Source organism: Sulfitobacter sp. NFXS29 (genome assembly GCF_040148765.1).
Lineage (GTDB): Bacteria > Pseudomonadota > Alphaproteobacteria > Rhodobacterales > Rhodobacteraceae > Sulfitobacter.
In genome coordinates this window covers 278,010-299,901 of record NZ_JAGDED010000002.1, presented here as the reverse complement: position 1 = coordinate 299,901, position 21,892 = coordinate 278,010, and the positions used below count along the sequence as shown (strand labels likewise).

Here is a 21,892-nt window from a genome sequence, read left to right as displayed (position 1 = left end):
GCGGGTTATATACCCGCGGCGCGCGCTGCGGCAAAGGCGGCCTCTGCCGCGTCGAGAAACAATGCGGCTTCGGGCTGCTGCAACACAAGGGGCGGGCGGATCTTCAGCACATTAGCCCCCGGCCCGGTGGCGCTGATCAATACGCCATTTTGGCGCATGTGGTTCACCACGAATTTCGCGCGGACAGCGTCGGGGGTATTGGTCGCGCGCGAGGTGACGCATTCAACGGCCAGAAACAGCCCCGCGCCGCGCACATGGCCGATCTCAGGGTAGCGGGTCGCGATGTCCTGCAGGCCGTTCTTGAGGGCCCCGCCGACCGTGGCGGCATTGTTCTGCAACCCTTCATCCGCGAGCACGTCCAGCACCGCCATACCCGCAGCCGCGGCCACTGGATTGCCACCAAAGGTGTTGAAATACCGCGCCTTTTCGCCGAATTCTTGCACCAACTCTGGCCGCATCGCGGTCCCGGAGAGGGGGAAGCCATTGCCCATCGGTTTGCCCATGGTGACCATGTCAGGCACCAGCCTGTGGCGCTGAAACCCCCAGAAAGCGTCGCCCGTGCGGGCAAAACCGGGTTGCACCTCATCAGCGATGAAAAGCCCGCCTTCGGCGCGGATCAGGTCGACCGCCGGTTGCAGGAACCCCGCGGGATCAGGGTGCAGCCCGTCGCTGGAAAAGATGGTGTCGACAATGAAAGCCGCAGGCTCGATCCCGTCGGCGCGCATCTCGGCAATCGCTTGGGCGAGATCGGCGGCGAGTTTGGCCCCTTGCTCGGCTGCCGGAATGCGCAGCGTGTCGGGCGCGTCGATCAGCCGGATGCGCGGGCTGCGCGGGGTGAAATCGCCTAAGGAGGGGGAGAGTTCGGCCACCGCCTCGGTCAGCCCGTGATAGGCAAGGCGGGTGACGATGACGCCCTCGCGCCGGGTATAGCTGCGGGCGATGCGCAGGGCGATGTCATTCGCCTCGGACCCGGTGCAGGTGAACATCACATGGCCGAGTGCTTCGGGCATCGTGGCCAGCAGCCGTTCGGCGTAAGCCACAACATTTTCATGTAGATAGCGGGTGTGGGTGTTCAACACGCCCAACTGCCGGGTGATCGCCTCGACCACGCGGGGGTGGCAATGGCCGACCGAGGCGACGTTGTTATAGGCATCAAGGTATTTGCGCCCGTCCTTGTCCCAGAGCCAAACGCCCTCGCTGCGCTGGATATGCAGTGGCTGGTCATAGAATAGTCGGTAAGCGGGGCCGAGCGCCTTGGCACGGCGGTCGATCAGGGCGCGGTCGGCTTGGCTCAGGGCATCCGCCTGAGGGCTGTCGTAGGCGTTGATCATAGTCATGGGATCACTCCGTTCCCGCAGCGCGGTGCAGTGTTTCGATCGCGGCGGCATCGCCGACATGGTCCAACGCGGCCAGCCCGCGTTGCGAGGCGGCGGCGTTGCGCAGGATATAGGGGGCGTTGTCGGGATAGCGCCGCGCGCGGGAGGCGCCGATCGCCAATGTGGTGGCGTGGCGCAGACGGATCAGGCTCGGCAGGAGCGCGATCTCATCCGGCTCCAGCGGCAGGCGGTTGGCAAAGCCCGCAACCATCTCGCAAACGTTTTGCAGCGGCTCAGCGCCTTGGCCAAGTTGATAGGAGCAAGCCACCGCCAGATCGCAGGCCAGCGGCGTATGCACCATGTCACCGAAATCAATCAGCCCGACGGGATGCTGGGCCTCTGGTCCATCGACCAGAATATTGTGCGGATTGAAATCGTTATGAACGACCTGTGCCCGTAGATGTGGAAGCTGGGGCGCGACCTCCGCATCAAAGTGATCGAGGGTGCGCCCCAGTTGGGCGCGCAGGGCGGCGTCTTGCACATCCGCCAGCAGCGGGCGCAGATGGCCCGCCTGTTTGATGTCCCACTGCAGAAAATGCCCCCCCGCCGGATGGAAAAAACCGCGCAGGCCAAGGGTGACCCGCGCGTGAAAATCCCCCAAGGCGCGGTGCAGGCCGGGGCGCGGCGTGGCATTGCTAAGGACGGTGCCGCCAAGGAAGGTCATTAGACGCACGGCATGTTTTTGCCCGTTAGCCGCCGTGGCAACCTCGGCGGCCTTGCCGCTCAGGCTGGCGCAAATACGCTGCACGGGCAGGTCGGGATCAGCGGCGGCCAGATGCATCAACGCGGCAGTCTGCATATCGGTCACCGCACGCTCTTCGGCGGCATTGGTGATCTTCAGCAACGCCTCTTCGCCGCCTGGCAGGGTGATCAGGAAATTTGCATCCTTTTCCGCCGCCAGTGGCTTGATCTCACCCGAGACACCATAGCGTTGCAAGGCAACCTCTGCCGCGAGTGCCGCGTCAAAGGCGGGCGGGTCTTGCGCCAGAAGATCGGTCTTGTTGCCGCTCTCTTCGACCAGCACGCCGCTGAGGAAGGGGGGCAAGCCGCCCTGAGGCGTGATCCCGGCCTCGGTCATGGGGTGATGTCCTCGGTCCCGCACCATTCAGCGATAAACAGCGCCATGGCTTGGGTGATTTTCTTGACCGAACTCAGGCTGACGGATTCGTTGATCCCGTGGATGTTGCGCGACTTCGGCCCGTAACAGAGCGCGGGAATTTTGTTATACAGCGCATAGACCCGCGTATCGAGATAGCCCGCCGTCATGAAGGACTGCAGCGGCGCGCCGATGGCGTCTTCGTGGGCGCGTTCCAGCACCGCTTCGGCCTCGCTGCCCGGCTCCAGCACATAGCCTTCGGCGTGAAAGCCGTTAAAGACCACTTCGGGCGGGTTGTTGGACAGGAAGCTGTCGGTCTGGGCAAAGGCTTTGACGCGCTCGGTAATCTCGCGCGCGGCATCCTCGGCACTGCGGCCCGGATAGATGGAGACGCGGCAATCGATGTTGCACCATGACGGCACGGAAGACGCCCAATCGCCGCCTTCGATCTTGCCGATGTTGAGGTTGATGGGATGCGCTTCGTCTTCGAAATGCGAGTGCTCGCGTTTCTCGGCGTTCCAATCTTCCTCCATCTCGCGCAGGGCGGTCATCACGCGGGTGGCCGCGTCGATCGCATTGGCACCTTCGCCCATTTCGCGCACATGGACGGGCACGCCGCGCACCTGCACCTGAAACCAGATGACGCCGGTATTGGCGCGCACCAACATTTCCTCTTCCGGCTCGGGGATGAAAACCGCATCTGCGGTGTAGCCTTGTAGGAAGGTCTGCAACGCGCCGTTGCCGGTGGACTCCTCTTCGACCACGGACTGCACATAGACGGTTGCCGCTGGTTGCAACCCGATGCGGCGCAGCGCGTCGAGCGCGAAGATATTCGCCGCGGCGCCCGCCTTCATATCGCCCGCGCCCCGGCCATACATCCAATCGCCGTCGATCTTGGCCGAGTAGGGCGGATCATCCCACATGTCGTGCAGACCTTCGGGCACCACGTCCAGATGCGATTGCAGGATTAGCGAGCGGCCCGTCTCATCGCGCGGACGGTGGATGCCCACGACGATGGGGGCGTCTGAATGATCCTCTGAGTATTTTGAGCCACCGGGATGCGCCTCAATCGCGGCGCGGTCCATCTTGAAACGGTCCATGGCGTAGCCACGGCTCTGCAAACTGCGAAACAGGAGGTCTTGGATCGCATGTTCATGGCCGCGTTGGGAAGGGGTTTGCACCAGCTGTTGGGTAAAGCTCACTTGCTCAGCGAAACCGTCTTCGACAGCCTGAAGGATGCGGGATTTCAGATCAGGATCGAGGGTCATGTCGTGTCCTTTCGAGGGGTTTAAAGCATCGCTTCGATGAGGAAGGGGCCGGGCTCTTTCGCCGCATCTTCGATGGCACGCATCAGCTCGGTGATGTCTTCAACACGTTTGCCCGGCACGCCCATGCCCTTGGCCATCGCGACGAAGTCCAGCTCAGGGCGGTCAAGGTTCAACATGCTCAGCGCGTCGGGGCCGGGCTGGGCGCCGACGTTGTGCAGCTCACCCTTGAGGATTTCATAGGACTGGTTGGCGAGGATGATCGTGGTGACGTTGGAGTTCTCGCGCGCTTGGGTCCAAAGCCCTTGGATCGTGTACATCGCCGATCCATCCGCTTGCAGCGTGATCACCGGACGGTCAGGGCAGGCGATGGCGGCCCCGGCAGAAAGCGGGATACCGATGCCGATCGACCCGCCGGTGATGGCCAACCAAGAGTTTGGCGCGGCGCTGTCGCCTGCGGGGAAGCTGGCCCCGCCAGAGGATACGGCTTCATCCACCACAATCGCATCTTCGGGCAGCGCGTTCGCCAAGGCCGCGCCGAGGTTTTGCAAGCTGATGCCACCCGCCTGCGGTGCGGCGGGCCGTGCGTGGTCGCGCGGGGTGGCGGGTTTCGCGCCAATGCGGTCTGCCAGTGCGGCGATGGCCTCAGACCCGTTACCATCAACCGCCGCCAATGTGACGGTATGGCAGTCTACCGGCAGCAGCAGGCTGGGCTTACCGGGATAAGCAAAGAAGGCGACGGGGGGCGGGGTCTCGATCAGGATTGCGCGGCTGTAGGGAGCAAGGCACTGAAGCGCCGCGTCGATCGGGTAGGGGATCTTGTTGACCATGAAGCGCCCCTGACCCCGCTCCAGACGGCGGTTCGAGGTCGGGGCAAGGATATCGGCCCCGGTCTTCTCGGCGATGCCGTGCAGCAAGGCCATCGCTTCTTGGCTTTCCAGCACCGCGCTGCCGACCAGCAGAACGGTTTTCTCACCGCTTTCCAAGGCTTTGATTGCCGCGTTAAGAGCGCGTTCATCCAGCGTGGCAGGGGCGGCGGGGGCCACGGCATCGGCCATTTTGCCGCCCGCATCCCAGCCGATATCCGCAGGGGCGATCAGTGTGGCGACCTTGCCGGGCTTGCTCTGCGCCACGGCGAGGGCGGTCATCGCATCCGCCGCAAAGCTGCCCGCATCACGGCCCGAGCGGACCCAATCGCTGAAGGGCGCGCAGGCGCCTTCGACATCTGCCGAGAGGGGGGCGTCATACTTCTGGTGCCGCAGCGCATGGTCGCCTACAAGGTTCACCATCGGCACCCGTGCCTTGCGGGCGTTGTGTAGATTGGCGGCGGCATTGGCAAAGCCGGGGGCGAGGTGCAGCAGGGTCACTGCCGGTTTCCCGGCCATGCGCGCATAGCCATCGGCGGCACCGGTCACCACACCCTCAAACAGGCCCAAGACGCAGCGCATCAGCTTAGTGCGGTCCAGCGCGTCGACAAACTGCATCTCGGAGGTGCCGGGATTGGCGAAACAGACCTCCACCCCGCCCGCGTGCAGGCTGCGGACAACGCTTTCAGCGCCATTCATCTCTTTGGGTGTCTTGCTCATGCTGTGGCCTCGCGGAATGTCGTGAGAAATGATTTTGCGTTATCGGCAAGGGAAGGGCCAAGGTAGCCGCCCTCTTGGATCAATGCCGTGGGAAGGTTGAGCGCCGCCAAGCGCCGCGCCATTTCGGCAAAGCCCTCGGGGTAGACATTTACGGCGGCCAGCGGATCATCGGCGGCCATGTCAAAGCCCAGTGAGATCACCAGCGCCTCGGCTCCGAAATCACGGATCGCGGCGATGCCTTTGTCGAGCAAGGCCAGCACTTCGTCTTGGCTCGCGCCCTGTTCCAGCAGCAGGTTCAGCGATTTGCCCGCCCCGTCGCCTTCGCCCGTTTCATCGGCGTGGCCGAGGTAGAAGGTGGGGTAGGTGGCCGGATCGGGATGCAGCGAGCAGAAGAAGATGTCGCCGCGTTCGTAGAGGATGTCGAGAGAGCCATTGCCGGTGTGCACGTCGATATCGATCAGCGCGACCTTTTTGTAGGTCCGGGTCAGGTGCTCCGCCGCGATACAGGCGTTGTTGAAAAAGCAAAACCCGTTCGCGCAATCGCGCATCGCGTGGTGGCCGGGTGGACGGCAGAGCGCATAGGCGGCGCGGGCACCGGCCGCCACGGTCTCGGCGGCTTGGACGGCGGTTTGGGCCGACCAATAGGCGGCGTCCCATGACCCTTCGGTCAGTGGGGTCGAGGTGTCGGTCATCCACCAACCCAATTGGCCGTGAATGTCCTTGGGTTCTTTGCCGCGCCGCACGCCGGGGTGCATGGTGGGAATGGCCAGCGCCTCTGGGCCTGCGCTTTCGACGAAACGGGCGTGGGCGTCTGGCAGGAAGTCGACATAGTCAGGGTTGTGCACGGCCTTGATCGGGGCAAGCCCGTGGTCTTGGGGTTTGGTGATCTCAAACCCTTCGTCGATTAACATATCGCGTAGAATTTCAGCACGTTGTGGCTGTTCTTGATGCGGCATGGCCGCGCCGCGCCGAAAGTAGTGGGTCGGTGCGTGGCCAAGCTGGCGTTCGTCGAAAAAGACTTTCATCACATTCCCTGTGGTCTGATGTCGTTGCGGCGGAGCATTGCAGTTTTAATTTGCAGGCTCAATAGAAATGATGCATCATGCATCAAAACTGGCCACGGTTCGGTCGGTAAGGACGAGGGCGCGATGGCCGAGATCAGTCAAGTTTCATTGGGCGATGCGATCTATGATCGGGTCTGTCAGGACTTGGTAGAAGGCAAGTTGCGCCCGAATGAAAAGGTCACCATCCGCGGCTTGGCAGAGCGGCTGGGCACCAGTTCGACGCCCGTGCGCGACGCGGTGCAGCGGCTCTTGCGGGACGAGGCTTTGGTCCAGCGCAGCATGCGCGACGTGCGCGTGCCGGTGCTGACAGAGGCGCAGTATTTCGAGATCGCCAGCATTCGGCGCGAGTTGGAGGGGTTCGCCGCAGGCCGCGCCGCCGAGATGGTGGGCCCCAAGGAAATCCGCCGCCTGAAAAAGATCGTGGAGCGGAATGAGGCCGCAGCCGTAGCTGGGCGTTGGCCGCAGGCGGTCAAGTACAATCAGGAGTTCCATTTCGCATTGGTGGAGGCGGCTGAGATGCCCATTCTGCTGGCGATACTCAGCGGGCTGTGGCTGCGCATGGGGCCGCTGATTGCCGGGTACTATGCGCGGGAGCAACTGGGGCTGGTCCGGCATCATCAGGCGATCATTGCCGCCTGTGAAAATCGCGATCCTGCGGCGGCTGCCGCGGAGATGCGCGCAGACATAGATGACGCAAAGGAGGGGATCATCAGATACATCCAATCGTTCACCGTAGACGAATGAGCAATTCAAGCGCTGCGCATCGCGCGGCCATCACCCAAGCGACTGCAAGAAGCCGACACCAGATCGGACGCTGTCACTGGGCGAGTCAAAGCAAAACCAATGGGGATTTACATGCTACACACCACTAAACTAACCGCAGCCGTTCTGGCGCTGGCGCTGGCCGGACCACTGGCCGCGCAGGATGGCGAACCAAAGTCCGGCGGTACGCTGAACGTCGTGATCCAGCCCGAACCGCCCAGCCTGATGATCGGCCTCGTGCAGAACGGCCCGACGCAGATGGTCGGCGGCGATATCTATGAAAGCCTGCTGCGCTATGATTTCGATCTGAAGCCCGAAGGCCAATTGGCTGAATCTTGGGAGATTTCAGAGGACGGCAAGACCTATACCTTTAAGCTCCGCGAAGGCGTGGTTTTCCATGACGGAGAGCCTTTCACCTCGGCGGATGTCGAATTCTCCATGGATAAGTTCCTGCGCGAAAGCCATTCGCGAATGCGGACCTATATGGAGCATGTTGAAAGCATCGAGACGCCCGACGATCACACGGTTGTCTTTAACCTAAAGCAGCCCTTCGGCCCCTTTATTGGTATCTTTGAGCCCGGCACCGCGCCGATGATCCCAAAGCACATCTATGAGGGCACGGATTTCGCGAACAATGAGGCGAATAACACGCCCATCGGCACCGGCCCCTTCAAATTCGACAAATGGGAAAAGGGCAGCTTCATCCATCTGGTGAAGAACGAAGACTACTACATGGAGGGCAAGCCCTACGTCGACGAAGTCTATTATCACGTGATCCCCGACGCGGCGTCGCGCGCGGTGGCCTATGAGACCGGCAAGGTCGACGTGCTGCCCGGCGGCTCGGTCGAAAACTTCGACGTGGCGCGCATTCAGGCGATGGACAACACCTGCATCACCGACAAAGGCTGGGAATACTTTGGCCCGCTGTCTTGGATGTGGGTGAACAACGACAACAAGCCGCTCGACGATGTGAAGGTGCGCAAGGCGATCATGCATGGCGTCGACCGCCAGTTCGCCAAGGACGCGCTGTGGAATGGTTTGGGCAAGGTCTCGACCGGGCCCCTGTCGTCTTCCACACGGTTCTATGATGGTGAGACACCGGACATCACCTTTGACCCGGAAAAGGCCAAGGCCCTGCTGGAAGAAAGCAGCTATGACGGCGAAACCATCCGCATTCTTGGTCTGCCCTATGGTGAGACTTGGCAGCGCTGGGCCGAAGCGGTCAAACAGAACCTGAGCGAGATCGGTATGACGACCGAGATTGTCCCGTCGGACGTAGCGGGTTGGAACCAGAAGGTCGCGGACCGGGACTATGATCTCGCCTTTACCTACCTCTACCAATACGGCGATCCGGCACTTGGTGTTTCGCGGACCTATATGGGCGACAATGCCGCTCCCGGTTCGCCTTGGAACAACGTGGCAAACTATCAAAATGCCGAGACGGACAAGCTGTTCGCCGAAGCGGCGCTGATGGCCAGCCCCGAAGAGCGCAAGGCCGCCTATAAGGAAATCCAAGACAAAATCGTCGAGGACGTGCCGAACATCTGGCTTTTGGAACTGGGTTTCCCCACGATCTACCGCTGTGACGTCAAAAACCCCGTCAACACCGCCTTTGGTGTAAACGACGGTTTCCGCGACGTGTGGATCGACAAATAAAAAGAGCGACAACGCTCAAGGCCCGAGCCGCTTCGGCGGCTCGGGCGCATTTTAGAATAACACGGGGCGGATAGCGTGATACGTTTCATATTGGGCAGGTTGGTCAAGGCGGTGTTTATCCTGCTGGCGATCCTTGTCTTCAATTTCCTGCTGATCCATGCGGCACCGGGTGACCCTGCGGCGGTCATGGCGGGCGAAGCCGGGGCGGCAGACGAGAAATTCCTAGCGGATCTGCGGGCGCGTTTCGGGTTGGACCAACCGCTCTACATGCAGCTGTGGCTTTATATCAAAGGCGCGGTGCAGCTTGATCTGGGCTATTCCTTCCGCCAACAGATGCCGGTGGCCGAGATGATCGGTGACCGTCTGCCTGCGACGCTGTTGCTGACCGGCGTGGCCTTTGTGTTGTCGCTGGTGCTGGGCGTGACCGCCGGTGTCGCGGCCTCCGCCCGGCAGGGGCGGTGGGGTGATACGCTTATTTCGACCTTCGCGCTGCTGTTTTATGCCACGCCGCTGTTCTGGGTGGCGCTGATGGCGACGCTGGTGTTTTCCGTCTGGCTCGAATGGTTGCCGGGCTTTGGCTACTCAACCATTGGCGCGGGCTATACCGGTATGGCCCATGTGCTTGATGTGGCGAAACACCTTGTGCTCCCGGCCTCGACGTTGGGGCTGTTCTTCATGGCGATCTACATGCGCATGACGCGGGCTTCGATGCTCGAGGTCTCGCGGCTCGATTTCGTCAAAACCGCCCGCGCCAAAGGGCTGACCCGCGGTGTGATCCAGCGGCGGCACATCCTGCGCAATGCGCTTTTGCCGGTCATCACGCTTGCGGGGCTTCAGGCGGGGCAGATCTTTGGCGGGGCGATCCTGACCGAGACCGTTTTCGCATGGCCCGGCATTGGGCGGCTGATGTTCGAGGCGATCAACCAGCGGGATTACAACGTGATCCTCGGGGTCTTTTACATCTCGGCGGCCATGGTGCTGGTGTTCAACCTGATCACGGATGTCATCTATGTCATTGTTGATCCGCGGATAAGGCTGACAACATGATGAGCTTTTGGAAACGTTTCAGTTATAACCGGGGCGCGGTCATTGGTCTGGTCATCCTGACCTTCGTCATCGCCGCTGCCATCCTTGCGCCCATCCTTTTCCCGCAAAGTCCGTGGAAAATGGTGCAGCGCCCATTTTTGCCGCCATTCACCCAAGACGGGCTGATGCTGGGCACCGATGCCCTTGGCCGCAACGTGCTGGCGGGGCTGGCGCATGGGGCTTATGTGAGCCTGCTGGTCGGGCTGGTCTCAACCATCGTGGCGCTGGCGATTGGCGTGCCAGTTGGCGCAGCGGCGGGGTATTTCGCAGGTCGGATTGATGATGCGCTCATGCGCTTTACCGAGTTCTTTCAGACCATCCCTAGCTTTGCGCTTGCGATCGTGCTGCTGGCGATCTTTCAGCCCAGCCTGACTTTCGTGATCATCGCGATTTCCATCGTGTCATGGCCCCCAGTGGCGCGTCTGGTGCGCGGCGAGGTGCTGTCGCTCAGAACCCGCGAGTTTGTCGAGGCGGCGAGCCTGTCGGGCCTCGGCAACCTTCAGATCATCACCCGCCATATCCTGCCCAACGCGCTGCCGCCGATCATCGTGCTGGCCTCGCTGATGGTGGCGCAGGCGATCTTGCTGGAAAGCTCGCTGTCTTTTCTGGGGCTGGGCGATCCGAACATCATGTCTTGGGGCTATATGATCGGTGCCGCGCGCACCGTGATCCGCACCGCATGGTGGCTGTCCTTCCTGCCGGGGATGGCGATCCTTTTGACCGTGCTGGCGCTGAACCTGATCGGCGAAGGCCTGAACGACGCGCTGAACCCGCGATTGACGAGGAAATCCGAATGACCCTGCTTAGCATCCGTGACCTGTCTATCGCCCTGCCGATTGGGGCCGACCGGCTTTATGCCGCGAAGGACATCAATTTTGATCTTTCGCCGGGAGAGATCCTTTGCATCGTCGGCGAAAGCGGGTCGGGCAAATCTATGTCGGCCAATGCGGTGATGGGGCTGTTGCCGCAGGGGGTTGTGCCTGACAAGGGCAGCATCATCTTTGATGGGCAGTCGATCCTTGGCCTTTCCGAGAAAGAGATGCTCAGCCTGCGTGGCAGCCGTATTTCGATGATCTTTCAAGAGCCGCTTAGCGCGCTGAACCCGCTGATGCGGGTCGGCGCGCAGATCGCCGAAGTGTTTGAGGCACATGGCGCGCTTGCCAAGGCCGAACGCCGTGCCCGTGCACTGAAGCTGCTGGAAGAGGTGGGTATTCCAGACCCCCAAGCGGCGATCCGGGCCTATCCTTTCCAGCTGTCTGGCGGGCAACGGCAGCGGGTCATGATCGCAATGGCCTTGGCGCTGGAGCCGGACATCCTGATCGCGGATGAGCCGACGACGGCGCTTGATGTGACCACCCAAGCGCAGATCCTCACGCTGATCGAAGACCTGCGGCGCAAGCGCGGCATGGCGGTGATCTTCATCACCCATGACTTTGGCGTGGTGGCCGATATCGCCGACCGGGTCATTGTCATGAAAAAAGGTGAGATCGTTGAGGCAGGCCCCGCGCAGGAGGTGCTGCTAAAACCCAAGCACCCCTACACCCGCGCCCTGATCGACGCGATCCCCCGGCTGACCCAGACCGATGCGCCCAAGCAGGTCGAGCGCAAAGCGCTGCTGAAGGTTGAAGGGCTGCAGAAGACCTTTTCGACCGGCTCCGGCACGCTCTTTGGTAAACGCCGGGTGGTGAAGGCCGTCCAAGACGTGAGCTTTGAGCTTTACGCAGGCGAGACGATTGGCATCGTCGGAGAGTCCGGTTCGGGCAAATCCACCGTCGGGCGTTGTCTGGTGCGTCTGCTTGATCCCGACGGGGGCCGCGTGCTGATGGATGACGTCGACATCGCGCATATGTCAGGCGCGGAACTGCGCGCGCAGCGGCGCAAGTTGCAGATGATCTTTCAAGACCCGTTTTCGTCGCTCAACCCGCGCGCCCGTGTCTCGCGTATCCTGACCGAAGGGCTGATCGCCTATGGTACGCCGGATAAAGAGGCAAAGGCCAAAGCGCGTGAACTGCTTGAACTGGTCGGGCTGGACGAAAGCGCGATGAAACGCTTCCCACATGAGTTCTCAGGCGGGCAGCGCCAGCGGATCGGCATTGCCCGCGCGCTGGCGCTGGAGCCGTCGATCATCATCGCGGATGAGGCCGTCTCGGCGCTCGACGTGTCCATTCAGGCGCAGGTGCTTGATCTGCTGGCCGAGTTGAAAACACGGCTGAACCTGTCGATGCTCTTTATCACCCATGACCTGCGCGTCGCGGCGCGGATTTGTGACCGGATCATCGTCATGCAAAAGGGCCAGATCGTCGAAGCCGGGCCGGTCAGCAAAGTGTTGCACGATCCCGATACCGCCTATACGCGCAGCCTGCTCGACGCTATTCCGGGGCAGGATTATGAACGCGCGCTGGCGGCTGCCGACTAGGGCGCTATTTCAGGCGTTACGCCAGATTTGGATCAAGCGATGGATACTGCGGTTCACGACCAAAAGACGCTGCTTTTGACAGGGGCGAGCCGGGGCATCGGCCATGCCACGGCCAAGGCTTTCGCAGGCAAGGGCTGGCGGGTGATCGGCTGTTCGCGTCAAGCGTTTTCGCCCGAATGCCCTTGGCCCGGTGGGGCGCAGGACCATGTTCAGGTCGATCTCAGCGATCCCAACCAGACGATCGAGGCCGTCGCGCAGGTCAAGCGGCTGCTGAACGGCAACCCCCTGCACGCATTGGTCAACAATGCGGGCGTGTCCCCCAAGGGTGAAGATGGCGCGCGGCTCAGCACGCTCGACACCGATTTGCGGACATGGGGGCAGGTGTTTCATGTGAATTTCTTCGCCTCCGTGGTGCTGGCGCGGGGGCTTCAGGATGAACTGTCTGCTGGGCGCGGATCGGTGGTGAATGTGACCTCTATCGCCGGGTCGCGGGTGCATCCCTTCGCCGGTGCGGCCTATGCCACGTCAAAGGCGGCGCTTGCCGCGCTGACCCGTGAGATGGCCCATGATTTCGGCCCGCTTGGCGTTCGGGTCAATGCAATCGCACCGGGTGAGGTGGAAACCGCGATCCTCAGCGAAGGCACCGATAAGATCGTGCGCAGCATTCCCATGCGCCGCCTTGGCCAGCCCGAGGAAGTCGCGCGGGCGATCTATTTTCTATGCAGCGAAGAAAGCTCTTATGTCTCGGGGACAGAGATTGAGATCAATGGCGGGCAGCACGTCTAAGACGCGCGCAGGGGCTACCTTAAGGCGGGGGTTTGCGCGCGGTTGCCCGGTCTAACAATTCCGTGATTGTAGCAGTCTGCGGCTGTCATTGCCGGGCATTAGACTTATGTACAGCCCCTCACGTCAGGGCAGCTATACGTGCGCTCCCCTCAGGCAAAGCATACCCCAAGGGACAACCACTTCATGATAAAATTCGAATTGAACGGGCGGCAGATCTCTGTCGACGCAGACCCGGATATGCCCCTGTTGTGGGCGATCCGCGATGAAATCGGTCTTACCGGCACCAAGTTTGGCTGCGGCATCGGTGCCTGCGGCGCTTGTACCGTGCATATCGACGGCACCGCCACACGGTCCTGCATCACCTATCTCGCGGATGTAGAGGGCCTGTCGGTCACCACGATCGAAGGGCTGGACGAAGAAGGCAAGCACCCCGTTCAAGAAGCATGGCGTAACCTGCGCGTGCCGCAATGCGGCTACTGCCAGTCGGGCCAGATCATGCAGGCGGCGTCGCTGCTGCAAGACACGCCGAACCCCAGCGACGAAGACATCGACGCGGTGATGACCGGCAACCTTTGCCGTTGCATGACCTATCCCCGTATCCGCCAAGCCGTGCGCGACGCCGCCACCGCAATGGGAGGCTCCGACAATGGCTAATCTTATGTCCCGCCTGAAAGGCTCTGACAATCAATCGCAGATGACCCGCCGTGGGTTTCTGGTATCCATGACCGCCGCGGGCGTTGCCTTTGGCTTTCCGCAGGCGTCGAACGCCGCGATGAACCCCGCCGTGCCGGACGGCACACCGATCGCACCCAACGGCCAGCCCTTCGAGCCGTCGATGTGGTATTGGATCGACGCCGAGGGTCAGGTCAACGTCAACATCATCCGCGCCGAAATGGGCCAACACGTCGGCACCGCCATCGCGCGTATTCTGGCGGATGAGCTGGAAGTGGCGTGGGAAGATGTGCACATCACCCACGTCGATTCAGCCGAGAAATGGGGCCTGATGGTCACCGGCGGCAGCTGGTCGATCTGGCAAAGCTGGCCGGTCTACCGTCAGGCAGGCGCTGCTGGGCGCACCGCGATGATCGAAGCGGCAGCGGCCAAATGGGGCGTTGACGCCTCTGGCCTGACCGCGCGCGACGGTGCCGTGACCGATGGTACGCAAAGCATCAGCTACGGCGATCTGGTGGCCGAAGGGCTCGACCGGAGCTTTACCGAAGACGAATTGGCAGCCTTGCCGCTGAAACCTCATGCCGATCTGCGCCTTGTGGGCCAGGACGTGCATCCGCTTGATCTGGATACGAAAACCACCGGTCAGGCGATCTATGGCTTGGATGCCAAGGTCGATGGCATGGTCTACGGCGTGCCGATGCTGCCGCCGACGCGCTATGGCTCCAAGGTCAATTCTGTCGATGACAGCGCCGCGAAAGAGGTTAAAGGCTACCTTGAGACCGTGGTGCTGGATGATCCGTCGGGCACCGTACCGGGCTGGGTCGTGGTGCTGGGCAAAACACTTCACGCCGCGCGGATGGCCACCTATGAGATCAGCGTCGATTGGACCGCAGGCGAGACGGCAGATGTGTCCGAGGATGACATCCAAGCCCGTTCCCGCGAGTTGATCGGAAGCGATGCCGGGTCGATCCTGCACACCGAACAGCCCGAGACCAGCGCCGTTTTCGACGCCGCTGCCGAGACGCTGGAGGCCGAGTACACCACGCAGTCCGTGCTGCACTTCCAGATGGAGCCAGTGAACGCGACCGTCTTCCAGAACGCCGATGGCATTTGGGAAACACACGCGGGCAATCAGTGGCAATCGCTGATCCTGCCCACGCTGTCCACGGCGCTTGAAGTGCCTGCCGACAAGATCGTCATGCGCAGCTATATGTTGGGTGGTGGTTTTGGCCGTCGTCTGAATGGCGACTACATCGTCCCTGCAGCACTTGCCTCCAAAGCTGTGGGCAAGCCCGTCAAGCTGGTCTTCTCCCGCGAGGAAGACGCCCAGTTCGACAGCATCCGCTCGCCTTCGGTGCAAAAACTGCGCATGGCGTTTGACGATGGCAAAGCCGTCACGGGCATGGAACACCATGCCGCCGCCGGTTGGCCGACGCAGGTGATGGCACCGGGCTTCATGCCCAAAGGTGTCAACGAAGAGCCTTACGATCCCTTTGCAATCGACGGTGCCGATCACTGGTATACCGTTGGCGCACACCGTGTGCGGGCGATCTCGAACGATCTGGCGAACGCGACCTTCCGTCCCGGTTGGCTGCGCTCGGTCGGGCCGGGCTGGACCAACTTTGCTGTCGAAAGCTTCATGGATGAGGCCGCGCATAAAGTTGATGCCGATCCGTTGCAGTTCCGTCTGGATCACCTGAAGGCCGAAGGCATCAACGCGGGCTCTGCGCCCAATGCGGTGGGCGGTGCGTCGCGTCAGGCGGCTGTCTTGCAGCGCGTGGCCGAGATGTCAGGCTATGGCAAGACCGACCTGCCCGAGGGCACGGCAATCGGGATCGCCACCACCTTTGGCCAATCGCGCAGCATGCCGACGTGGACCGCAGCCGCGGTCAAACTGGCGGTGGATGCCGAAACGGGCGAGGTCGCTGTCGAGAAGATGTGGCTGGCCTTCGATTGTGGCACCGTGGTCGACCCCGACGGGGCGCGCGCGCAATGCGAAGGCGCGGCGCTTTGGGGCCTGTCCATGGCGCTGCACGAAGGCACGTGGATCGAAGACGGCAATGTCGTTGACCTCAACCTCGGGTCCTATACGCCGTTGCGGATGGTTGATGTGCCGGATGTCGAAGTGGCCTTTGTCGAGAGCACGGAAGTGCCCGTTGGTCTTGGCGAGCCGGGCACCACGGTCATCGCGCCGGCGGTTGCCAACGCGATCTTCAACGCCACTGGCGCGCGGGTACGGCATCTGCCGATCACCCCTGACGCGATCCTCGCAGCGCTGGAAAGCTGATACCAAGAGACGGGCGCGACATGTCGCGCCCGTCTTCTATCTCGGCTGGGGCGGCGTCCTGCGAAGCGGGTCGGCGGGCGGCGCAGAGGCTGCCCAAATTCAACGGCCCGAAATTCGCTTTTTTCTCTTAAAAACGTAGAAATTCACCCGCTGGGCCATAATTCTGACAGGTTTCGAACAATAATATAAACGCGCGATCTATGCCCGGCTGCGGGCTGGTACGAAGGACAATCTGTGGCACCTACCGAGACATATGAACAGCGCGTTGCCGCCACGCGAAAACGCTTTATCGAAGGGATCCCGGATCGCTTGCAGGCCGTCTCTGACGCGCTGCGCGAGACGGACGGGGCCGATCCGCGCGAGACGAAAGCGCGCAAGGTCCACCGCATGCTGCACGATCTGGCCGGGAACGCCGCGATGCTGGATTACCTTGAAATTGAAGACTGTCTGCGCAAGGGGCTGCGCGTCGCCGAAGATGCCGATGAGTCCTCTTCGCCCTTGTCAGCCGATGATGTTCGTATAATTGAGACGGCTCTGGCCGATGCCAATAGCGTCGTCGAAAAAATCTAAGAAAGCCTTTCCATGAAGTATCCCGCAATTGGTTTGTTGGCGGCCTTGCTGCCGTTTCAAGTTCACGCTCAAACGACCACGGGAGAGGAAACGGCAAATGCCCCCGCGCAGTTGGTTCAAGAGGGGCTGATCGCCCGGACCTTTGATCTGGCGGAGCTTGGGTTTCAAAACGGCATTTCTTTCCGCCAACTGTCTGGAAACGCGACGATCTATATTCCGCTGCCCGACGCGGATGCGCTGAATTCGGGCAGCTTGCAGCTAGCGCTTGAACACGCCTCCACCACCGACGTGGACCGCTATTTGCAGGTCTCGGTCGCGGGCCGCCCCGTGACATCGCAGGCGCTGCCGAATGGGGCAGGGCGCCTGAGCCTGCCCGTGCCGCTCAGCCCCGAAGATGTCTCAGGCGGGTTTATCGCCGTGGGCCTGTCCTATTCCGGCGCCCTCAGTGATCGGGTCTGCGTGGACGAGCGCGCCTCGGGGGATTTCCTTGAGATTACGGCGGCGTCTTCCGTGACGTTGCAACTGGACCCCTCGGAAATCGACACATCGGCTGCCTTCGCGGGGCTGCGTCCTGCGGATACGCGCCTTGCGATCAACGGAAACGATTCCCTCGCCGCTCTGGCTGCCGCGACCCGCGCCGCGGCGTTGTTTGACGCCGAGGCAGGGCGACTGATCTTTGGCGACGAAACGGCAAGCCCGACGGGCGCATGGTCCGAAGGTGTCATCCAGCTTGACGTGACCGCCTCTGGCGTGGCGAGTGAGATGGCCGTGGACACCCAAGCGGGCCTGCCGGTCTTGAACCTGCGCGGCAGTGATCCGCAGGTGGGGCTGTGGCAGATGATGTCGGAATGGTCGGCCCTGTCGAACACGGATGCGACCGTGGTCGATGTGGCGGGGGCTCAGGCTCCGTTCGATGACCGCTTGCCGCTCTCTGCTTTGCAGGCCGATCTCACCCCGCGCGCCGTGGTCTCGACCGAAGACTTCTTTGTTCCGTTCCAGTCCTCGGATCTTCCGGCGGGCAAGGGCGTGGCCGGTGTTAACCTGCATCTGGCCGCAGCGCTTGATCCCGAAGGGCGCGGGGCAACGGCCTCGGTCTTTCTGAATGACACGCTTTTGGGCAACCGCCCCCTTGGTAGTGGCAAGCCCGAGCAATTGACCTTTTCTGTGCCCAGCGGCCTGCTGGGGCGCGACAACCTGCTGCGCGTGTCGATCCAGCGTCAGCCCACGGGCGGCGAATGCCGGTTCAAACCGCAGGGCTATCCCGCGCAAATCCTGCCCGGCAGCGCCTTGTTGCTTTCCGATGCCGCGCCCCAGGATCAGGATTTCTTTGCCCTGCGACAAGAGTTCGGCAATGGCGTTCAGGTCGTGCTCGACCCCGCGATTTCGCTCGATTTCGCGCAAACCCTGCCGTGGCTCGCAGGCGTTGCGGGCAGCGTGATCCCGGACCGTGCCACCATCCTGCCCCGCGCCTCGGTTGACGCGCTTGAAGGGGACGAGCCTTTCTTTGTGATCTCTGAGCAAAACCCCGGAGATGGCGACCCGCTGATCACCTTTGATCAGGGCCGCATTGAGCTGCGCGACCGTCAAGACAACTTGATCTATTCGGGCGAAGACCTGTCGCGCCTTGGTGTGGTACAGATCGTCACCCGTGGCGATACCCGTGGTCTGTGGCTGCGTCCGGGCAATGGCCCGACGCCGGAACTGACGCCCGAACGGCCCATGATGCTGGACCGGGGCGATCTGGCTCTCATCGGGCAGGACGGGGTGATCCTTGCCACTGCCACTGACCGAAGCCCGTTGGTTGATGTCGTCTACCCTGACCGCACCAGCCTTGCGCAGATGTTGGCCAAGTACCGCCCTTGGATCGTTGGGGCCATCTGGGTGCTGGTGACGCTGCTTGTGCTGATCGTCTTCCAGCGCGTCTACCGCGCGCGTCGCGGCAAAGACGAGACGTAAGTCACCGTGGCGTTGGATGCCGAAAGCGAAGCCATTGGTTCGCTGCTGCTTGACCGTGGCGCGCTGACGGCTGAACAGCTCGACGCGGCAGAGGATTTGGCCGAAGACTGGAACGTCTCTCTGGTCAAGGTCCTACTGTCGCGGCGCTGGCTGACCACGCAGACACTCTACCGGGAGATCGCCTTTTACCACGGGCTGACGCTGGTCGATCTGATCGAAGACCGCGCCGATGATGATCTGATCCGGCAGTATGATCCGGTTGTGATGAACCAGTTTATGACGGTGCCGATTGGCCGGGCAGAGGATGGCACCCTGACGGTGGCCACCTCGCGGCCCGGGCCGCGCACACTGTTGCACATCCGTGAGGTTTACGGCACCGGCGTGACCATCGTCGTGGCATCGCATTTCGATGTGTCATGGCAGCTACAACGCGCCTTCCGCGAGAAACATTCCCATGAGGCGGTCTTTGCTTTGGCAGAGCTTGACCCCGACATGTCGGCGCAGAATGTCGTGACCCCGCCGCAGATCTTGGTGATTTACCTCTTGGTCTCGGCCCTGTTGCTGGGGCTGGCGTTTTCGCCAGTGATCACGCTGATCGTGCTGAACGTCTTTCTGACCGTTTTCTACACCGGAAACTTCTTGTTCAAGGCGCTGCTTGTCTGGCTGGGCGGTGCGGCGCAGGAGACCTCATCGCGGGCCATCGCGGCTGAGGCGTCGCTGCTGCGCGACGAAGACCTGCCGATCTATACCGTGTTGGTGCCGATGTTCCGCGAGCCCGAGGTGCTGCCGATCCTTGCCCAAGCGCTGCGCAATCTCGACTACCCGCTGGCCAAGCTCGACATCAAGATCGTGCTGGAAGAGGGCGACCACGAGACGATCGACGCGGCGCGCAAGCTGGACCTCGAAGGCGTGTTCGAGATCATCCGCGTCCCGGCCTCGCATCCGCAGACCAAGCCCAAGGCCTGCAACTTCGCGCTGCGCTATGCGCAGGGCGATTTCCTCGTGATCTTTGACGCCGAGGACAAGCCAGAGCCGGATCAATTGAAAAAGGTCATCGCCGCCTTCAACCAATCCGCGCCCAATACCGCCTGCATTCAGTGCCGCCTGAACTACTACAACGCGCGGGAAAACTGGCTGACGCGGATGTTCACCTTGGACTATTCGCTGTGGTTCGACCTGATGCTGCCGGGGTTGGAGCGTTTGGGCGTGCCGATCCCGCTGGGCGGCACCTCGAACCACTTCCGCATGGACGTGCTGCGCGAGTTGAACGCATGGGATCCCTTCAACGTGACCGAAGACGCCGATCTGGGCATTCGCCTGACGCAGAAGGGTTACCGCGTCGGCGTCATCGACTCCACGACCTTTGAAGAGGCCAATGTCTCGATCCCGAACTGGGTGCGCCAGCGCTCGCGCTGGATCAAAGGCTATATGCAGACCTTCCTTGTGCACAGCCGCAGGCCGATCCACCTGTGGCAATCGGTGGGCAGTGCGGGGGTCTTTGGCTTTATCTTCTTCATCGGGGGCACGGTGCTGTCGGGCCTGTTGAACCCGGTGTTCTGGTCGATCTTTGCCATCTGGCTGATCTTCGGGACCGAGGTGATCACCCCCTATTTCCCGCTGCCGGTGCTCTACCTGTCGCTGGTCAACCTTTTGGCGGGCAACGGGTTGCTGATCTACCTCACGATGGTCGCGCCCTTCCGGCGAAGGTGGACCGATCTGGCCCCTTGGGGGATCACGGTTGTGGGCTACTGGGTGCTGATGACCGTGGCGTCCTACAAGGCGCTGTCGCAACTGATCTTCAACCCGTTCTACTGGGAGAAGACCCAGCACGGCCTGTCCAAACACACCGCCAATGAGGTCGCCGAAGCCAGCGCCGAAGCGACGGAGGCTGCACAATGATCCGCGCGGCTTCTTGGTCTTTTGGCTTTGTCGTGCTGGCGCTGATGCTCTTGCTCAGCCTCGGCTGGACCGAGGCGCATGGCTTTATGTCGATGGATGTGACCGACCTCTGGGCCAAGTCCATCGTGCAAATCGACGGGCCGGTGCATTTCAAGGCGACGGATGCCTTCTATCCGCCCGTGCCCTATGCGCTGTCACTGTTGGGGCAGGCGGTCTTGCCTGACACACAGGTGCCAGTGCCCTTCGTGCTCTCTGCGCTGGTGGGGGCGGGGCTGCTGGTCATGTGGTTCCTCAATCTGCGCGATACGGGGCAGTTTTCGGCTGTGACCGCGGCTGTGGTCGTGCTTCTGCTGGCGCTGAACCCTTTCTTCCTACGCGCCTTGGCCGATGGGCCTGAAACGATGTTCTGTATCTTGGGCACATGGTTGTTCGCGCGCGGCATCGTCAATCTGCGGCTGACCGGCAACGCGCCGGACATGATGAAAGTGGCCGTGGGGCTTTTGGTGGTGGCGCTTTCGGACAGCTACGGTCTGATGCTCTGCTTGGGCGCGATGCCCTTCATGATCGTGGCGGCGCGGCCCAGCATGATTGCAGCCTCTTCCACGGGGTATCTTGTGGCGATGTTCTATCCGGTGCTTGCCGCCGTGGTGTCGCTGATGTTTGTCAGCATGATCTTCGACAGCCGCCTTATCCCGCTTTTGTCGGAAACCGCGACGCCGCTGACCCTGCGCGAGCATTTGGTCATTCTGGCCGGGCTTGGCCCCGCGGCCATTGTCGCGATCCTGCGCAACATCCTGATCCCGCGCCTGTTCATGCCGCTGCTGGCCGCCGTGGGCGCGGTGCTGGGCGGGTATACGCTGAACACGTTCTTCCACGTCGAAGGCGACCCGGCCATGGCGCTGGCGCCCATGTTGGGCGTCTTGGTCGCCGCGATCCGCTTCTGGCCCAACCTGCCGCTGCGCGAACCCATTGCCATCGCCCTGATGGCGCTGTCGCTGCTGACCTCTGCGCTTGTCATGCGCCATGTCGCCCATAACGAAACCCGCGTTTGGACCAATGCCATGCTTGGGAAAGAGAACGCAGCGTCGCGCCCCACGCAGGAAGTTGTTTCATTCTTGCGCGACAAGTCTGAAATTATGGTAGATGTTGAAAAAAACCCTCAGATCGTGGTCGGTTTGGGGAATATCGACCGGCTGGTGATCGCCGGAGAGCCTGCCTACGACTGGGCGCTTGAGGGGGGCGTGCCGCGGACAAACTATATCGTCGTCCCGCGGCAGGCCGAGGGGCAGATCACAGCAGACAGAATTCTGCGCAGGTTCCCGCAGTTGAGACTATCGCAGCTGCCGGGGTATGAGGAGGTTTTTCAAAACAGCCAATGGCTTGTTTTTGAAAGAATTAACGAGTGGAATTAAAAT

General features: G+C 61.9%; 17 protein-coding genes. 12 read left to right on the top strand and 5 right to left on the bottom strand.

Features of this window, described 5'->3' with window-relative positions; all coding sequences use genetic code 11:
* Nucleotides 1-5: 5 nt before the first annotated feature.
* Genes J3456_RS06310 through J3456_RS06290 form a run of 5 tightly spaced genes read right to left on the bottom strand, consistent with a single transcriptional unit; the run spans nt 6 to nt 6,348 of the window.
* A complete protein-coding gene (locus J3456_RS06310; RefSeq protein ID WP_349579385.1) occupies nt 6-1,337 on the bottom strand; it encodes an aspartate aminotransferase family protein in 1,332 nt (443 codons plus the stop codon).
* A gap of 4 nt (nt 1,338-1,341) precedes the next feature.
* Nucleotides 1,342-2,454: a phosphotransferase gene (locus tag J3456_RS06305; protein WP_349579384.1), complete on the bottom strand. Its 1,113-nt coding sequence runs from the start codon at nt 2,452-2,454 to the stop codon at nt 1,342-1,344.
* Nucleotides 2,451-3,740 (bottom strand): ArgE/DapE family deacylase, encoded by a 1,290-nt coding sequence (locus J3456_RS06300; RefSeq protein WP_349579383.1) that lies wholly within the window; start codon nt 3,738-3,740, stop codon nt 2,451-2,453. The genes J3456_RS06305 and J3456_RS06300 overlap by 4 nt, the downstream gene beginning before the upstream one ends.
* A gap of 20 nt (nt 3,741-3,760) precedes the next feature.
* A complete protein-coding gene (locus J3456_RS06295; protein ID WP_349579382.1) occupies nt 3,761-5,323 on the bottom strand; it encodes an acetolactate synthase large subunit in 1,563 nt (520 codons plus the stop codon).
* The gene (locus J3456_RS06290) at nt 5,320-6,348 is read right to left on the bottom strand and encodes a histone deacetylase family protein (RefSeq protein ID WP_349579381.1); all 1,029 of its coding nucleotides are present in this window, start codon (nt 6,346-6,348) and stop codon (nt 5,320-5,322) included. Before J3456_RS06290 ends, J3456_RS06295 begins: the two co-directional genes overlap by 4 nt.
* A gap of 123 nt (nt 6,349-6,471) precedes the next feature.
* Here J3456_RS06290 and J3456_RS06285 point away from each other — a divergent pair, with 123 nt between their 5' ends.
* The 12 genes from J3456_RS06285 (at nt 6,472) to J3456_RS06230 (ending at nt 21,889) form a co-directional block, all read left to right on the top strand.
* A complete protein-coding gene (locus J3456_RS06285; protein WP_349579380.1) occupies nt 6,472-7,131 on the top strand; it encodes a GntR family transcriptional regulator in 660 nt (219 codons plus the stop codon).
* 99 nt (nt 7,132-7,230) lie between these two features.
* Nucleotides 7,231-8,805: an ABC transporter substrate-binding protein gene (locus tag J3456_RS06280; protein WP_502989493.1), complete on the top strand. Its 1,575-nt coding sequence runs from the start codon at nt 7,231-7,233 to the stop codon at nt 8,803-8,805.
* Between the two features lie 75 nt (nt 8,806-8,880).
* Nucleotides 8,881-9,852: an ABC transporter permease gene (locus J3456_RS06275; protein ID WP_349579378.1), complete on the top strand. Its 972-nt coding sequence runs from the start codon at nt 8,881-8,883 to the stop codon at nt 9,850-9,852.
* On the top strand, nt 9,849-10,688 hold the full coding sequence (locus tag J3456_RS06270; protein WP_243265419.1) for an ABC transporter permease: 840 nt from the start codon (nt 9,849-9,851) through the stop codon (nt 10,686-10,688). Before J3456_RS06275 ends, J3456_RS06270 begins: the two co-directional genes overlap by 4 nt.
* A complete protein-coding gene (locus J3456_RS06265; RefSeq protein ID WP_349579377.1) occupies nt 10,685-12,307 on the top strand; it encodes an ABC transporter ATP-binding protein in 1,623 nt (540 codons plus the stop codon). The genes J3456_RS06270 and J3456_RS06265 overlap by 4 nt, the downstream gene beginning before the upstream one ends.
* A 39-nt stretch (nt 12,308-12,346) precedes the next feature.
* The gene (locus J3456_RS06260) at nt 12,347-13,093 is read left to right on the top strand and encodes an SDR family NAD(P)-dependent oxidoreductase (protein WP_349579376.1); all 747 of its coding nucleotides are present in this window, start codon (nt 12,347-12,349) and stop codon (nt 13,091-13,093) included.
* A gap of 183 nt (nt 13,094-13,276) precedes the next feature.
* Nucleotides 13,277-13,747 (top strand): (2Fe-2S)-binding protein, encoded by a 471-nt coding sequence (locus tag J3456_RS06255; protein WP_067940853.1) that lies wholly within the window; start codon nt 13,277-13,279, stop codon nt 13,745-13,747.
* Entirely contained in the window at nt 13,740-16,052 is a 2,313-nt protein-coding gene (locus tag J3456_RS06250; RefSeq protein WP_349579375.1) for a xanthine dehydrogenase family protein molybdopterin-binding subunit, read from the top strand. Before J3456_RS06255 ends, J3456_RS06250 begins: the two co-directional genes overlap by 8 nt.
* Nucleotides 16,053-16,286: 234 nt before the next feature.
* On the top strand, nt 16,287-16,622 hold the full coding sequence (locus J3456_RS06245) for a hypothetical protein (protein ID WP_349579374.1): 336 nt from the start codon (nt 16,287-16,289) through the stop codon (nt 16,620-16,622).
* Nucleotides 16,623-16,634: 12 nt separating this feature from the next.
* Nucleotides 16,635-18,578, top strand: coding sequence for a hypothetical protein (locus tag J3456_RS06240; protein WP_349579373.1), 1,944 nt, complete (start codon nt 16,635-16,637; stop codon nt 18,576-18,578).
* A 6-nt stretch (nt 18,579-18,584) separates the two neighbouring features.
* Complete coding sequence (locus J3456_RS06235; RefSeq protein WP_349579372.1) at nt 18,585-20,477, top strand: glycosyltransferase family 2 protein; 1,893 nt, start codon at nt 18,585-18,587, stop codon at nt 20,475-20,477.
* A complete protein-coding gene (locus J3456_RS06230) occupies nt 20,474-21,889 on the top strand; it encodes a hypothetical protein (protein WP_349579371.1) in 1,416 nt (471 codons plus the stop codon). Before J3456_RS06235 ends, J3456_RS06230 begins: the two co-directional genes overlap by 4 nt.
* Nucleotides 21,890-21,892 lie beyond the last annotated feature (3 nt).